11 protein-coding genes and 5 pseudogenes are annotated in these 14,965 nt (G+C 58.8%); 7 read left to right on the top strand and 9 right to left on the bottom strand.

The features are described 5' to 3' along the window. Positions 1–175: 175 nt before the first annotated feature. Entirely contained in the window at positions 176–397 is a 222-nt protein-coding gene (locus tag ACPYOJ_RS20605) for a hypothetical protein (RefSeq protein WP_481417905.1), read from the bottom strand. A gap of 309 nt (positions 398–706) precedes the next feature. On the opposite strand from ACPYOJ_RS20605, the gene ACPYOJ_RS20600 reads away from it, so the two are divergent. Next, positions 707–1,072 carry a YciE/YciF ferroxidase family protein gene (locus ACPYOJ_RS20600; RefSeq protein WP_481417904.1) on the top strand — a complete coding sequence of 122 codons (366 nt, stop codon included), beginning with the start codon at positions 707–709 and terminating at the stop codon, positions 1,070–1,072. A 615-nt stretch (positions 1,073–1,687) separates the two neighbouring features. On the opposite strand, the pseudogene ACPYOJ_RS20595 reads toward ACPYOJ_RS20600, so the two are convergent. Continuing rightward, a pseudogene (locus tag ACPYOJ_RS20595) lies at positions 1,688–2,694 on the bottom strand (sensor histidine kinase). Positions 2,695–2,949: 255 nt separating this feature from the next. Here ACPYOJ_RS20595 and ACPYOJ_RS20590 point away from each other — a divergent pair. Continuing rightward, a complete protein-coding gene (locus ACPYOJ_RS20590; RefSeq protein WP_481417903.1) occupies positions 2,950–3,549 on the top strand; it encodes an SOS response-associated peptidase in 600 nt (199 codons plus the stop codon). 185 nt (positions 3,550–3,734) lie between these two features. On the opposite strand, the gene ACPYOJ_RS20585 is transcribed toward ACPYOJ_RS20590, so the two are convergent. Both ACPYOJ_RS20585 and ACPYOJ_RS20580 read right to left on the bottom strand, forming a co-directional pair. Continuing rightward, on the bottom strand, positions 3,735–5,717 hold the full coding sequence (locus tag ACPYOJ_RS20585) for an AI-2E family transporter (RefSeq protein ID WP_481417902.1): 1,983 nt from the start codon (positions 5,715–5,717) through the stop codon (positions 3,735–3,737). A 242-nt stretch (positions 5,718–5,959) separates the two neighbouring features. Next, positions 5,960–6,142: a hypothetical protein gene (locus tag ACPYOJ_RS20580; protein WP_481417901.1), complete on the bottom strand. Its 183-nt coding sequence runs from the start codon at positions 6,140–6,142 to the stop codon at positions 5,960–5,962. Positions 6,143–6,266: 124 nt separating this feature from the next. On the opposite strand from ACPYOJ_RS20580, the pseudogene ACPYOJ_RS20575 reads away from it, so the two are divergent. Together ACPYOJ_RS20575 and ACPYOJ_RS20570 are read left to right on the top strand one after the other, a co-directional pair. Then, positions 6,267–6,520, top strand: a pseudogene (locus ACPYOJ_RS20575) (extracellular catalytic domain type 1 short-chain-length polyhydroxyalkanoate depolymerase); the annotation flags it as partial. Between the two features lie 149 nt (positions 6,521–6,669). Then, positions 6,670–7,101: a DUF982 domain-containing protein gene (locus ACPYOJ_RS20570; RefSeq protein ID WP_481417926.1), complete on the top strand. Its 432-nt coding sequence runs from the start codon at positions 6,670–6,672 to the stop codon at positions 7,099–7,101. 245 nt (positions 7,102–7,346) lie between these two features. On the opposite strand, the gene ACPYOJ_RS20565 is transcribed toward ACPYOJ_RS20570, so the two are convergent. Then, complete coding sequence (locus ACPYOJ_RS20565; RefSeq protein ID WP_481417900.1) at positions 7,347–7,724, bottom strand: hypothetical protein; 378 nt, start codon at positions 7,722–7,724, stop codon at positions 7,347–7,349. Positions 7,725–7,732: 8 nt separating this feature from the next. Then, entirely contained in the window at positions 7,733–8,233 is a 501-nt protein-coding gene (locus tag ACPYOJ_RS20560) for a hypothetical protein (RefSeq protein ID WP_481417899.1), read from the bottom strand. 637 nt (positions 8,234–8,870) lie between these two features. Here ACPYOJ_RS20560 and ACPYOJ_RS20555 point away from each other — a divergent pair. Together ACPYOJ_RS20555 and ACPYOJ_RS20550 are read left to right on the top strand one after the other, a co-directional pair. After that, positions 8,871–9,218, top strand: a complete 348-nt coding sequence (locus ACPYOJ_RS20555; protein ID WP_481417898.1) for a hypothetical protein — start codon at positions 8,871–8,873, stop codon at positions 9,216–9,218. A 557-nt stretch (positions 9,219–9,775) separates the two neighbouring features. Next, positions 9,776–11,029, top strand: a pseudogene (locus ACPYOJ_RS20550) (DUF892 family protein). A gap of 477 nt (positions 11,030–11,506) precedes the next feature. Here ACPYOJ_RS20550 and ACPYOJ_RS20545 read toward each other — a convergent pair. Next, complete coding sequence (locus tag ACPYOJ_RS20545; protein ID WP_481417897.1) at positions 11,507–12,058, bottom strand: DUF1003 domain-containing protein; 552 nt, start codon at positions 12,056–12,058, stop codon at positions 11,507–11,509. 36 nt (positions 12,059–12,094) lie between these two features. Then, positions 12,095–12,501: pseudogene (locus tag ACPYOJ_RS20540) on the bottom strand (SDR family oxidoreductase); the annotation flags it as partial. Positions 12,502–12,798: 297 nt separating this feature from the next. Here ACPYOJ_RS20540 and ACPYOJ_RS20535 point away from each other — a divergent pair. After that, positions 12,799–13,316: pseudogene (locus tag ACPYOJ_RS20535) on the top strand (DUF892 family protein). Between the two features lie 345 nt (positions 13,317–13,661). On the opposite strand, the gene ACPYOJ_RS20530 reads toward ACPYOJ_RS20535, so the two are convergent. After that, the gene (locus tag ACPYOJ_RS20530) at positions 13,662–14,576 is read right to left on the bottom strand and encodes an NAD(P)/FAD-dependent oxidoreductase (protein WP_481417896.1); all 915 of its coding nucleotides are present in this window, start codon (positions 14,574–14,576) and stop codon (positions 13,662–13,664) included. Between the last annotated feature and the right edge of the window lie 389 nt (positions 14,577–14,965).

The following is a 14,965-nucleotide window of genomic DNA, read 5'->3' as shown; positions in this document are numbered from 1 at the left end:
GGTTCCTTTGCCAGGCGCACTCTCGAGTCTTTGGTAGCGGTGGCGGAGACAGGGCCTGCCAGAAGCTATCGTCCAACCCCTCTTCCCGTCCTGTCCAGAACATCGCCGTCCCTGCTGGATCGAGCGCTGGGAACCGACTCCAGACCCTTGCTTCATCCATCGAAACTGCCATTGCTCAAAGCGTCGTATCGGTTGACGTGCCGTCGACTTTACTCGGCTCCTCATCGAAAGCCGTGAGCTGCACCATCATGGCCTTTGCATGGGTGATGGCGTCCGGTTCGGTGAGGGTGTCGTTGGAATTGCTGAAAGTGACGGAGACGTTGTCGGCTCCCTCGCCGACGAATACCACGGTCGCCGAACCCGGTTCAAACGTTACGCGTTTTTCGGTAAGCTGCATTTCGTATCTCCTGTTCACTCGGCCCTAGAACTCCCGACCCGTCATGCGGTTCCTTTGTGTTACCCGCATGCTGTCAGATAGTCTCGGACCGCATCCCGGAATGTCGAGGACGACGCAAACACCGTCTTCTTCCTGCCATTCGGGTTCCACCTTGCCGGACAACTGCTTCTCAACCATGGCCTCACCATCATGGTGGCAAACGATGAAGGACTGGCAAGGCGGCCTGGCCGCCGCGCTCCGTCCATGAAAGGCGAAAGCCGTCGTCGCTCTCTTTTCTCTTTGCCCACGACAACCGAATTCGGCCTCCCGATGTCGAGAGGGCGCGTGGACAGCAGCGTTGACTGTGAGTTCGTGGAGGTATTCAAGATCATCGGCAAGAAGCCTGAGCAGAAGACCTGCGAGGCCATGATGGGCATAGTCAAGGAAGGCGCCGAGATCATGGAGGAGTATCAGGGCATGCCAGCCCTCGACGCCGGTCTTCTCGCCGCCGCCCAGGCGGTCGAGCACTACGAGATGTCGCGCTACGGAACGCTCAGAACCTGGGCGCTCGAACTAGGCATAAAGGATGCCGTCAAGCTCCTGCAAACCACGCTCGACGAAGAGCAGGCGACCGACATCGCCCTCACCTCCATCGCGACCAAGGTCGTGAACCAGAACGCCGAAAAGGCCGCCTGACCCTAACGTGGTCCGGCCCTTTTCCGGGAGCCGGACCCACGAAGCATGGCTCCGTCGCCGTCCGGCGCCGCGAACTTCAGTCGAATTCGTAGGATCCCCTGGGCTCGGCGCGAACATAGTCTTCAAGACGTCGACGATGGCGCCGACGGTTCGAAAGACCGAAAGCGCCAGCCTGATGATGCGCTCGTGGAAATAGAAGCTTTCCGTGCCGAGCTTGTTGCGCTCGACGACCACCTCCGGGCAGTCATCCATGCCATCGAGGTAGGAATCGGGATCCTCCTAGCGAGCCCGACCAGAGAAGTCGCGGTCTTCCTCCCGGCATGAAGACTTCAAAGGTCACCACGACTGCAGCCATCACGGACATATTGATGTCGGACAAGTTGCCGAATCGGGTCAACGACACGGCCTGGCGGCAGCGCTGCGGTTTGCTGAGGTCGCTCGAACGGGGCAGGACGCCGCCAAGGCCAGGCAGGCGCTCGTCTCGGCGGCGCGGGAAGCGACGATCAAGGTACTTCCAGACGATGAGCCGCGTGCGCGAAGCCGGGCGTGGCTCTTCGACAAAGGGGCGTTATTCGTCGACGGGGACTCGGGCGGAAGCGAGTGCATTAGTCCGGTTTATCGTGCAAGCCGGTCCTCGTTGATGCGGAGAGTTACAAGTACGCCGCTCCTCGTCCAGTTGTAGACAATCGAACCTGCAAGATGCCCGGTGACTACCCGGTGGAGAAGTCTGCTTCCGTAACCGTCCGATGCTGCCGGCGCGTCGACTTCCGGGCCGCCTTGTTCGGTCCACACTATCTCCACCTCCCCGCCGGCTACGTTCCCCGAGACGTCCAAAGTGCCGGTCGCGACAGAGAGCGCCCCGTACTTCAGCGAGTTCGTGGCAAGCTCGTGAATAACTAGGGCCAAGTTGGTCGCCGCGGCCTCGCCTACGCCCATACGCGGGACGGCGACGCGGATGCGGCCCGCGAAGGCGCCACGTCGTCGTACGGTGCCAGCAGGACAGTGAAAAGGTCCCCAAGAAGGGCCGCGCTTCCCTGGCCGCCAGGAAGCGGACGGACAAGGTCGTGCGCACGACCAAGGGCAGTCAGCCGCTGTGTCAGTTGCTGCGCCATCTCCTCCTTCGATCCGGCCGCACGCGAGGTGATTGCAGTTAGTCCGGCTGCAAGCGCCAGAAGGTTCTTGACCCGGTGGCTCATCTCGCCCGCGAGCAGCTCATGTCCTTCCTCCGCCTGCTTGCGACCGGTGACATCCAGGAATATGCCCGTCATCTTGCGGGCGACTATGTCGACGTCATTACCCTGGCCCCGAGCGGAGATCCAACGGACATCGGAGGCTTCCGTCAGAATGCGGAAGTCGATCTCGTATGGGCCGACAATGGCTCTCGTCGCGACAAACGCGGCCCTCACCCTGTCGCGGTCCACTGGATGGATTTTCTCCGACAGAGACTCGAATGTGGGTGTCTTGTCGTTGGAGACATCCCAGAGTTCGTAGCCCTTGGCATCCATCAGGAATGTGTCGTCGTCGACGTTCCACGACCAAAGCGCAACGCCTGCAGCCTTGATCGCATTGCGTAGCTGTTCGGGTTTCCATTCCGGATTGTCGATCGGGTCGTGGCTTTTCACTGAATCCCTTCGTTTCTTCTTGAAGACGACCGGTTCTTATATAGGGACGATACCGGGCGATCCGAACCTCGCATCTATTTTAAGTTGGCAGGCACGACAGGAAAAGCAGTTCCTCGCCGCATCGGCCAAGGGGAACGTGGTGACATCATGGATGCTCTGAGAAAATCGGTCGAGGGCGACGCCAAGGCCGGGAAGCGAGGGTGAGATGCCTTTCGGCTTCTGGCAGACCTGCTTAATCGCCCTAGTGTTCCCGGCATGTGTAATGACTACGAACAACACATCCTCTGGGCCGAATACTGCAAGATGATGCAGGAGCTTGCGCTGCGCATCCCTGCGAACCAAGTGGAACTCGATCTGCCGCAAGCCGACGACATCAAGATCGGAGACACCGCGCCGGTGATGAGGCAATACGGCGACGAGGTAGAGCTGTTCCCAGCCAAGTTCGGTTTCCCACCGCCTGAGGGCCGCAAAGGCGGTCCCGTCTTCAACTTTGTAAGCGGCGGCAGGAATTTTGCCGACAGCAAGCGATGTCTGATCCCCGCCAGCGCATTCTTCGAGTTCACGGGCACAAAGTATCCAAAGGCCAAACACCGCTTCGCACTGAAGGGTGCGCCGATGATGGCGATCGCGGGACTATGGCGGGAGGGCCAAGGCAACCAGCCGGCGTCGATGACTATGCTCACGACGAAGCCAGGGCCGGACGTCGAACCGATCCACAATCGCCAAGGCGTCGTCCTGCGGCCCGATGACTGGCAGCACTGGATCAACAAGCTGACGAAGCCGCAGGAGGAGCTACTGCGGCCCTTGCCTGCAGGGAGCTTGGCGGTCGAACAGGTGCGGCATGGAAGCGACTAATTCGAGAGTCTTTTTCGGCTGCTCGACAGTCGCTTGACGAAAGCCCAGGCCAGTCGGAATCCGCCTCCTTAAAAAAATCTCGCGGCAGCCAAACCGGGAGATCGCCATGAAACACATCCCCATCGCCCCATCGGTCGCTTCATAGCGGGAGCAACCGGATCGATGGAATGCAGAGCACACGGAGTTCATGAGTCCAACCCTTTCAGCGCGGTGCTATCCGAAGGAAGGTCGTCATATTCAGATGAGGCCGTTTGAGCTACAAGCCTGCGCCGGATCTTCATTTTGCTCGGTGAGGCGAGCGGAACTGACGGAACCTTTGCGAGAGACGCGATGGCTGCAGTTGTCATGTCAAACGCGACGAAATCGGCATTCAGATCCTTTCCTTGATCGGCTCGGGAGCCACTGGTATCCGCTTCGTCCTGTATCTGCGTCCAAAAAACGATGCCGACCCTGATTGTGTTATCCGCGCGTTTGAGCCGGCGCACCAGGAACCTCGCATGTCTGGCTGAATTCTGATTGAGAAAACACACCACGATGGTGTCAAGTTTCCCGGTCAGTAGCTTTCGAATGTTGGCAGGCTTGATTCCCTGGAAGCTTGCTGCGTTCGCGGTGGCGCCTTCCACCCGCAATACCTGGGCCAGCATTGCGGCCGAAACATCATCAATCTCGCCCCGTCCACCCACGCAGAGAATATTCATGCCTTGGCCGTCGGGTATGTCCTGTCTGTCTGCCGCCGCCTGCTTCCCTTGGTCCTTGGAAGGATCCTCGATCTCGTCGTCGTCACTCTCCTGGGCCGCAATATCCTCCAGACTGGACACCAGGGACATTCCACTTGCCGCGACGCGCAAGCGCTGCTCATCACTCATGACGCCGCGAGCCCGGTCTCGCTCGGCCAATATCAAGGCAGGCACCGCAACGGCGTCGTAGTAATTCACCAGATACTCATCATCGAGAATCTCCTCCGCTTGATCTGTTGCTTCGTCCGGATCGCCGGCGAGGAGACGCTGATAGAGCCGGGCATGCGGCGCAAGGACCGGATCGCTCCCGAAAAGGACCTGCAGAAACCCGAACTGCGGGACGTGTTTCCCAAGCACGACAAGACAGACGGTGAGTGGTGTGGAAAGCACTAACCCAACTGGACCCCAAATCCATGCCCAAAATATTGCGGAGACGACGATCGCCAGCGGCGACAAGCCCGTCCTGGAACCATAGAGCATCGGCTCCACAACATTGTTGATCAAGAGCTCCATGAGCAGAAACAGGCCGGCGGTCCACAGTAACATCGACCATCCGGAATCGACCGCCACGGATAGGAAGAGGGGCAAGGCCATTGCGATCACCGGCCCGATATACGGGACGAAACGCAGAACCATTGCCAGGAGACCCCATAGGACCGCATTTGGGATGCCGATGATCCCAAGTCCGATTGCTACAGGAAGACCATATGCGACGTTCACGATCAACTGCATCAGAAGGTAGTGGGCCACGCGTTTACCGGCATCCTGGAGAGCCTCGGTCGTCCGGTGCAAGTCACCAAAGCCGGCGAGGCGAATAAATCTGTCGCGCAGGCCTTCACGCTCAAGCAACATGAATATCACTACCACGACTACAAGACCGGCCATCGCTACCGGGCCAACGAGCGGTGCAATGATATTCGTCAAAACCTGAATTGGATTGTCCGGCGAGTATATCTCGACAAGCAGCGGGTCTCTCGGCGGGGTTCCTGATCCCGCCGGTGCCTTGGCCTCCGATCGACCGATTTCGCGGCTGATCCGCTCAACGACGCCGGTGATACGGTCTACGATTCCATTTTCGGCACTGGCAGCCTGCATCGCCTTTACCTTCAAGACGATGTTGGACTGGTAGGCTGGGAGGTTTTTCGTCAATTCGGCCACCTGCAGAGCGACGATCAAGCTGAAAATGCCGATCAAGGAGAAGGCGACCACCGCGGTGGTGATGACGGCAAAAGCGCGTGGCAGGCCGATTCTCCGCAATACCGATACGACCGGTGCCAACGCGAAGGTGAGAAGGAGCGCTATCGCGAGCGGAAGAAATACATCCCGAGCGAGCACCAGCACGGCGGCGGCACCGACGACCGTCAGAAATGTCGGGATCGTGGGGCGGACGCCTTGATGCGCCGAATTATCTAAATCGCGGAATTGCCTCATTCGGTGGCTCCGTCGCTAGTCCACCGAGATACCCGGTTTCGTCGGAATTGATCGGCCCGCGCCGTTTCACGAAGAAACGAACACCGTTTTACAAGATGCTGGTCCTGTATCGTGTACCGCCACCCGCCTGTACCCACGAACTGGCCTCAAGCGAATCGATCTTACGACGTATCGGAATGATCTTGGGGAATGACTCATTTTTCAGAACCGGCGCGCCCTGCGTCGATACGCGGGAAATCCTTTCAGACCGCGACGCCGCTAACAGGGTTCACGACCGGCCTCTCGCTTTCGTCCTTCGAGCCGGTTGGTTGGACTGTGGTGGGAGCCAGAGATTCTTTGTCAGCGGGTTCCGGCTTCCCGGTCATCGGGCCGACGTCCTTGGGACGGCGCTGCTCGGGTGTGGCGTTCTGATCGTTCGTGCTCATCGGATGCCTCTCATAGCGTCAAGCTCTTCTACCTCCATACTTGTTTAGCTCAAACTCGAAATGGGTACCAAGGTTCCCCTTCCGCTCGTATGTATCGGGGAAATCATAAACTTGCCTGGGCAACGAGGGCATGGACCATGGGACACCGCTCGACGTCCCCTCGGGCTACGGAAACGCGGCGCCATACATGCTGGACGTCGGAATTTCCTCTACCCTCCATATCGCGCGCTCGTGGGGTCTGACCCCGTCGCGTCGTCAGCGGGACACGGCTCATTGTCCCCGGCCAGAGCGTGCAGCCAGCCAACCACAGCCAGATCGGCAGGAAACATCCAAGCGGTGATCGAAAGAGCCTTGCGTTCGGTCGGACTGATGCGTTAGTGGCTGTGTGAGCAACTTGGGTTCGCCTCATCTTGTCGGCCCCGCGCTCGAAGGATTACGGAAGATCCAAGGCGCTTAAAGAGCCCGTTTCAATCGGGCTCTTCACAGTTCTACTTCGAGTTCTTGTGGCTCTGTTTGCCAGCCTTTACATGCTGGTCGTGGGAACCGCCCTGCTTGGCGCTCGAAGCCGAGCGTTCCTTATTGGCGGCGCTCTTGCTTCCTCCGGACTTCGAGTAATCACAGGAACAAGGGAAGCCTCTACATTCCTGACAGGCCGGTGGCCCACGACGTCCGGAAATGCTTTCTGGCGGGCTCAACAAGTCTGCCTCGCGGCGCTCGACAATCGAATGGCGCACAAGGGGCACGAGCTGCTTCATTGCCGCCGCCATAGAAGCTGGGCTATGGATACGATACTAATCGCCCCTTTCCAAGAGTACCCAAAGCCCGCCGATCGGACGCGCGCGCAGTGGCGCCCTTTGGACGGTTCGCGCCTTTGGCTGAGGCCCGCGTCCTTGGAATTGACCGGCGGGTGGACCAACTCCAGCCCTGATACACGGCTCCGCCGCTCACGCCTTTGCTGAAGAAGATTTCTCAGCTCCGCAAATCCAACCTTTCCACCTTCACTTGCTCCGGAGACCGGCAGCTCGGCGGCAATGATGGATGATTTCGCATCAATTTGCCGGCGGCCTTAAGGAAGGCAGCGATCAGGACACGTTCCATCGGTGTCGGCCGTAATGGTTGATCAGAAAACCTTCGATCCGACAGCCTTCCTTGCGGAGGGGCCTTGGTTGTGGTTTCTGGGCCGGCGTTGCGGGTACTGAGGGTACTAATGAACGCCGGCTTTCAGAGGGCGGTCCGTCGGGTCCTTGCCCTTCTTCTTCTTTGGCCGCATCTTTTTTGGCAAAGCATCCCGCGCGGAGTCTTTGACGGAGGACATTGCCGCTTCAGTGGCCCGTGAAATGGCTTCGCCAGCGATGCCCATGGCGCGTGCGCCCTTGCGGGTCACCGACTTCGCCGCACCAGCGATCTCGTCGCGCTCGCCAATAAGAACCGCAGCGGCAGCGCCGGCCCCGGCAGTAAGGGCGTTCGCCAGGACGTTGCGACCGATGTCGCTTGCAAGCAAAGCTTTGAGCATCGGCGACTTGCGGATGGATTTCGGGACCTTGTAACCGGCAATCGCCTCCGGAACTCTATTCTTGGTCATGATCGTTCTCATCCTTTGTTTGCCAGAACTGTTACCCGCGCAACATCGTTCCCACGGAGCGGCCAGGTCTCGAAATGCTCGACGCACGGCCGCTTGCTTTGTTTGGGTGAAGAGAGGAGATGAGGACCGAGGCGGAAGAGCAGGCGAACCGCCGGCCTAGTGGGGATCTGGGGTGCCGATGGGATTGGCCGCTTGAAGCGATTGGCGGCCTCATCGGCAGCTTGGCGGCGCTGTTCGACCTCATCTGAGCCGATTATGATCGGACGCTGCCGCAGAAGGAACAATAGGAAAATCCGGTGATTTAGGTGTTTGGGATCGCGTGGCGTGGCTTGCTGCTTGCCCTTCCTTGCTCTTGGAAGGCGCGCGATCTTCTGGATCAGATTCCCTGCTTCGGGCACGGTTTTGACCGTGCGCTCGAAAGCGTGGAACCTTCCGGTACAATCGATGTTGAAATAGTGGTAGGGGAGTTTTGCAACACAGCGCGCCCTCTGGCCTTGCATCCCAAGCATTAAGCCCTGCAGAGCCAGGCATATTATGCACCTGGGTAGTTGCAATTCTGTTGGTGGGGAGTTCCAAATCTCATGCGGCAGGGTTTCCCGCAAGACTTCCCTTGCAGCATGTGGTGCGACGGGGCTCGCCTTTCTCTTGAGACGAGCCCTGATCGTATACTATCGCCCGAGAACGAGTGCCCAACCCCGCCGGACAACATCGGCAGAAGCGACGCCCAAGGGCATGGCCCCGATACCCGATCGCAGCGATATGGCCGGTGATGGCGGTCCATGTGCCGTTTGTTTCTGCGCGGCGGTCGTATGGCATGTCGCGGTCGTATGGCATGTCGTGGATGTCGGAAGACATGATGTCCGGTTTCGCTTGAAGCAACGGTGTGGTGCCTCTCAAGCACCAGCGCCTATAGGATAAAGCGAAGCTGGCCCATTTGTTTCGGGCCTGGCTCCGCACCTTCCCGATCATTCCTCATTCGAGGGCGGAAAAATCAACATCCATTTCTGAACGGAGCGGAGACTCCGACTTGTCCCCGGCGACAGCGCAATGGCCGCACTCGTGGGTGAAGAGCCCGCGCCGCCGCTACGGGGTTAGCCACCTTCATACAAGGCGTGAAGTGGCAAGCCGGTCCATTCAGGAGAGATCATGAAAAGTATTCTGACGCTCGCGCTGATGCTCCTCCCGGTGCACTGGATCTGCCATCACCCCTGCAGGGTTGATTTGCTCTCCAGTGCCAAACAATCCGGCCCGTTGCGCGTTTATCATCTCGTCGCGCACTCCGTCATTCGAGGTGCTCACGTTGTCGTCACCGGCAATGTATGGCTCGGGTTAGCAGAATGGGTATTTCATACGGTCATCGACGAGGCAAAGGTAAAAGGGCGGATAACGTTCACCCCGGCTCAGGCGCTGCACCCCAGCTGCAAGGCTCTGTGGCTCGGCTACCTAGTCGTGTCCATCACGCTCTCATCTGGGCAATCTATCTTACCCTGGTAGCGCTGATCTTCGTCACGGGCTCGCTGCCGATGTGGTGGCGGCTATGAATCCCCGTGCAGAACGCGCGATCATCGCGTTTCTCTGTGCTGTTGCTGCCGCCTGTTTCGTCTATGCGGTGTGGGCCATCTGGTAGAAGTTCATATCGCGAAATGTGAAGGCCTCACCGGCTAACGACGACCTTGCAAGCCGCGCAAGATATTTCACCCTGCTACGGGAACGTCGATTCCTTCGAATAGACGGAGCCAGGCGACAGCTGTGTATCCTGAATTCAGGATCATTCCATTCGGAATCGTTCTCGGAGCAATGCGGCAACTGGTCGAGCCTGAGCTGCGGCTTCCGTCGACCGCGTCGTTACTGCATAGGCTCTCGCCGGAAGGTTTGATGCCGACGAGGGTTCGAGGCGCATCGAAGCCGAACCGTTGGACAAGCCGCTGTCCTCTTTTCGGAGCGCCGCTGAGTTCTAAAGGGAATGAGCGGGAGCGTGCTGATGTGCCAGGTGCAGCCTGGAACATTTCAATCGAAAGGAAGTTAGGCGCAAATCCAACGAGGGACGCCGCATGTATCATCACGTCAAGAAGCTCATGTATACCGTTCGGGTGGACGAGCCGGACCCGAGGTTCGGGAATATGCTCCTTGAGCAGTTCGGCGGCGCCAATGGCCGAACTTGCGGCGGCGATGCAATATTCCATCCAGGGCCTGAACTGCGAGGATCCAGGCCGGAAGGATTTGTTGATGGACATCGGCACTGAGGAGCTCAGTCACCTCGAAATCGTCGGCACGCTAGCCAGGATGCACCTGAAGCCGCTGAAGTCGGTCCGCGAGGAGGCGGAAGCTGATCCTGTGATCGCTATCGCCGGTGGCGGCGGCGTAAACCTCTTCAATTCCATGGTAATCCGTGGACCGCTCCGCGTGAGCTTGACGTGGATTTGCGGAGCAACATCGCCGCCGAAGCTCCTGCCAAGATCGTCTACGAGCGCCTGATCGACTTCTGTCGCGATCCTGGCACCAAGGATGCGCTGCAATTTCTGATGACGAGAGAGATTACGCATATGCGCGCGTTCCAGCTTGCGCTGGAAAGCATGGGGAAACCGCCCCTCAGCGTCGGCAGGATTGCACCCACGCCTGGGTTGGTCGACCAGTTTTTCAACGATTCCACCGGCGAAGGGGATCTTGGCGAGGTCGATGCTCGCGGCCCATGCAACGAAGGTGAGCCGTGGGAGTTCGTCGAGGCTCTGGCTTTCCAGGGACTGAAAGGTCTCGAGGATGCAGGACCGGCCATCCAGGCACGAAGCGCACCGCCGGAAGGATCGGAAGGGATTCAGGAGGTTCTCGTCGACGAGCTTCGTGACCTGCTGCATGCGGAAAAGCAGCTCCTCAAGGCGCTTCCCAAGATGCAGCAGGCGGCGCGTTCGCAACAGCTTCAGACCTTGCTGGAGAAACATCTCACCGAGACCGAGGTGCAGGTCGAACGGCTGAACGAATGTCTCCAGATCCTAGGGTCGGCGGCAAGGGCAAAACCTCGCAAGGGCATGGCAGGCCTTGTCGAGGAAGGCGAGGAGGTGATGGCGGAAGGCAAGAAGAAAGAAGACGCCCCTGCAGATCTGGCTCTCATCGGTGCGGCATTGCGGGTCGAACACTACGAGGTCGCTGTCTATACCACGGCACGCAATCTTGCTCTTCAGCTTGCACAGCCGGCCGTCGCCCAGTTGCGGACGTTGTCGCTGGGTGAGGAACAAAATGCGGGGCAGCTGTTGGATCAGGTTGCCCAACCGCTGATGTCGGCCGCAAGAATGCCTCCCAGCGTGCGCTGAAGGCTTGGCGGAAGAACGCTAATCATGGGTACACTACGGGACGCGCCGGCGGAGTCGGCGGCGCTTTTCGAACCGATGCACGGACGCTTCGGCCACCAGCACAGCAGTTCATGCATTTGAACGGACTTACCGCATCTGCGCCGCATAATCTGCAGTAAGCGGCGCTGGCAACCGCTCCATCAAAGGCACAAAACAGGCATAAGCCCGCTCTGCAAAGGATCTGATCGCGAACTTCATCACCTTTCTCAGCTGGCGGGATCATGATATTCCAATTCGATGTTGAAGAAATCTCGCAGCATGCGTGCATGTGGTGCACCTCGCTTATGTGCGCCCACAGCTGTAGTAGCCGGGTCTAAGAATGGGGGCTCGCCCCTGACGCTGTGGTAATGGATTGGTGGCGAGCGAATTGCTCTCGAGCATTAAAAGGTCGCGCGTTCAGTCCGCGTTCAAGTAGCGCAAGCGCGCGAGCCGCCGGGGCTAAGGAGTGCGTCCTTCGTCAGGGGTGTTCTCCTTCCGCTCGATGTGGTCGAGAACTTCTTCAGGTGCCACGTCCTGCTTTAATTCCTCCAGTTCCCCAGCGGCGTCGGCGGCCACTCCGTCTTTCTCCGCCAAGGCAGCCACCAGCGTCAGGATCTGCGTTACCTCGTGCTCGACGAGCAATGAAATCTGAAGGTTGAGATCGGCGCGCTTGTCGTCCGCTGCTGCCATCCTGTTCTGGCTGATCATCACGAATGTGGAAATGAAGATCGCTTCGACGGAGGCCCCCATCGCCAATATGACCAGTGAGGGGTCGAATACGGGAAAGAATGGAATGAAACCAATATTTCCCAAGATCCAGACACCGAAGATGACAATATGCAGATAGACGAAGGTCATCGATCCGGCAAAGCGGGTGATTGCATGCGCCACCTTCTCCTGCAGCGATGACTGCTTCTCTTCCGCTTTACGCCGCTGGAGCAGCGCATCTATGTTTCTGTCGAGCCTTCGGGATCCGGAGGTGCCCGGCCCCGATCTACCGTCTTCGGCCATAGCGTTCTCCTCCTTAAGTACACAGCGTGACGACCACTATCGAAGCAACCCTTGGCCGCCATCGACCCACACCGGGGAACCTGTCATGTGGCACGACTTTTCCGACGCGAGGAAAACGATCACTTCGGCCACGTCCTCGCTGCTCCCGGGTTTTCCGCCGGTGATTGGGACTTGTCCCTCTCGCCAGATAACAGGGGTCGCGGTCTCGTCCTCTTTGCGCAGGCTGGTATTGGCCTCGATATTGGTGTCGATCTCTCCGGGGCAGACGGCATTGATGCGGATGTGGTGGCGGGCAGTTCGAGCGCCTGTTGCTCCACCATCGCCATTTGGCCTGCCTTGGCAGCGGTATAAGCAGTCGCGCCAGGGGTGGTGAAGGTGCGGGTGCCATCGATCGAGGAGACGACGATGATCGATCCGCCGCCCGCCTGCTTCAGGTGGGGTATCCTCGACTCGGGCGGGCAGGACGAAGCGGGTGAATATCGTTCTCTGCGCGTGCCGGTTTGCCACCTCCTCCACCGCTGGTGACACCTCCCGCATCCACGGCACTTGCCACGGGGTGTCCTCAGCGAACATACGCTGCATGTCGATGCACAAATGGATCCATCTGCCGGCCATCGTCTATCCTCCATCCTGAGGAGCGAACTCGGCCCATTGTCTTGAGTTCCTGGGGCATTCTTCAGGAGAGAGAACGTTGCTCTTTCTCAGATGTTCTCGCTCCAGATAAACGATGGAGAAAGCCAATGGCAGCCGACGAAACCCGCGACGTCTTAGTAACCGGATTAATGCACACGCCATGGAGAACCAGGCGTTGTCGATCATGAAGCCGCAGCTTTCACGCATCGAGAACTATCCGGAGGTCGCGGCAAAGCTGGAACCGCATATCCGCGAGACAAAGGGCCAGATCGGCCGGCTTGAAGAAGTCCTGGCAGGTTTGAACGAGGACAATTCCTCGCTCAAGGATATCGCCCCGTCGTTCACCGGCGCGATGGCCGCGATGGCCGCGATGGGTCATACAATGGCCGGTGATGAGATCCTCAAGAACTCGTTTGCCAATTTTGCCTTCGAGAACTTCGAGATGGCGGCCTACAAATCGGTGCTGACGGTCGCGGAAGCGGGTGGCTACGGGGCTACGACCGCGGCGCTACAGGCAAATCTTGCCGAAGAAAAAGCGATGGCGGCATGGCTCGATGAACACATCGTTGCGGTCACCACAAAGTTTCTGTCGCTTCGGGAGGCTGGAGAGCAAGCCAAGGTTTAGGAGGTGGAGGGATCATCGTCCCCTGATTGACGAGCCCTCGGGGGTGAGCTGTCATATCCGGCCGTCCGCGCGCTGAAGATCTGCGAACGATAATTGATCTGTAGCAGATCCACGTCGAGCGTCTCACGATCGTCATCGCTGCTGTCGCACCTTTGGCCTTAAAAAAGGGGTAAGCAGTTAGCCACGAATGCAGACTGTTGCCGCTGCGCACGCGACTAGTGCTGGCCTACGTCTTGAAGATCCTGGCTGCTTGGGGAGCGGCGGTCATCGTCGCTGGTTTCCCGGCTTTGTTTCTCATCAATGCGATGTCGCTAAACGATTGAACTTTTTCGTCGGCTGCTCATCTCATCTGATCAACGCTGTTATCTCGCACAGATCATTCCTGATTGTCGTTGCAGCGACACCGGCCTGTCCCATCGCATGGCTGATCTGATCCAGGCCGATCACCACGTCTCCAGCGGCATATAGGCCTCGCACGTTCGTGCGCTGGTGACTGTCGACGCAAATGCATCCTTCCTCAGACACTGTCGCGCCGACCCCCAAGGCGAGCTCCGATCTGATGTCCGATCCCAACGCGGGGTAGATGGAGTCGAACCGATGCGTGCCGGCGCTTGTGCGGATCACAATTGCGTCTTGTTCGACATCAATTTCAAACGGGCCGGGCTTCACCAACATCCCCAGTTCGTGCAGTCGCGCCTCTTCGCTTGGCTCGAGTTGATGCTCGCCTGAGGGCGACAACAAAGTGATATCCTGGCTGTAGCTCCTGAGAAACAGTGCCTCCTTGAACGCTTTCGAGCCATGCCCGATAATCGCCACGCTCTTGTCCGTGACTTCGAAACCATCGCAAACCGGACAGTAGCGGATGAGACCTCGTCTCAGTGCCTCATCGTGCTTGTCCTTTGGCATCAACGGCATCCGGTTCATTACGCCGGTGGCGACGAGAATGGTTCGGGCCGACATGGTGCCATCGTCGAAGGAAACAACGAAGTCCTCAGCGGCCCTGCCCAATGCCGTCACGCGTTGATCACGAATCACCGCGCCATACATGGTGGCCTGAGCGCGCATCCGGGTAAGCAGCTCCGCGCCGTTGATGCCGCCGGGAAAGCCCGCGTGGTTATGGGAGATGGGGATGCTGGCTGCCCTGCTAGTTCCGTCGTCAAAGACTGTTACAGACAGGTGATAGCGCGCCAGATAAATCGCAGCCGTCAATCCCGCAGGACCACCTCCGATGATGATGCAGTCAATTTTTGCAAGGTTCATACCATCCATCCATCCATCATCGGTAACTGCCCCAGGCGACGCAGCGGGCTTTCGGGAACAACGACGTGTAGCGATAGTTCCCGATCGCCGTGACTGACGCAGTCAGAAGGAAAACAAAATTTTGATGGCGTAGGAGTTCGCATCGTCGAGAGCTCCAGACGCGAAGCCGCCACAATGCTGCTATACAAGGAGTAAAAGAGCATTGGCGCGCCGGGGTCGCTGGTGGCCTTCGACGGACCTCCAATGTTCTAGCCCGCTCGAGCCAGCGATAAAGTAGCCGCGGTGTTGCGTCGCTCTTGGGTATAAAGTCCACGCAAATCTTGCAGATCGACCTCGTCTGCCACCGCCTTCTTTCGCACCCCCCTATCCACCCAAGGGGATTGGCCTTC

This window comes from Rhizobium sp. SVR5-9E, assembly GCF_056755095.1.
Note: the sequence above shows the minus strand (reverse complement) of the source record. Positions and strands in the feature narration are given on the sequence as shown.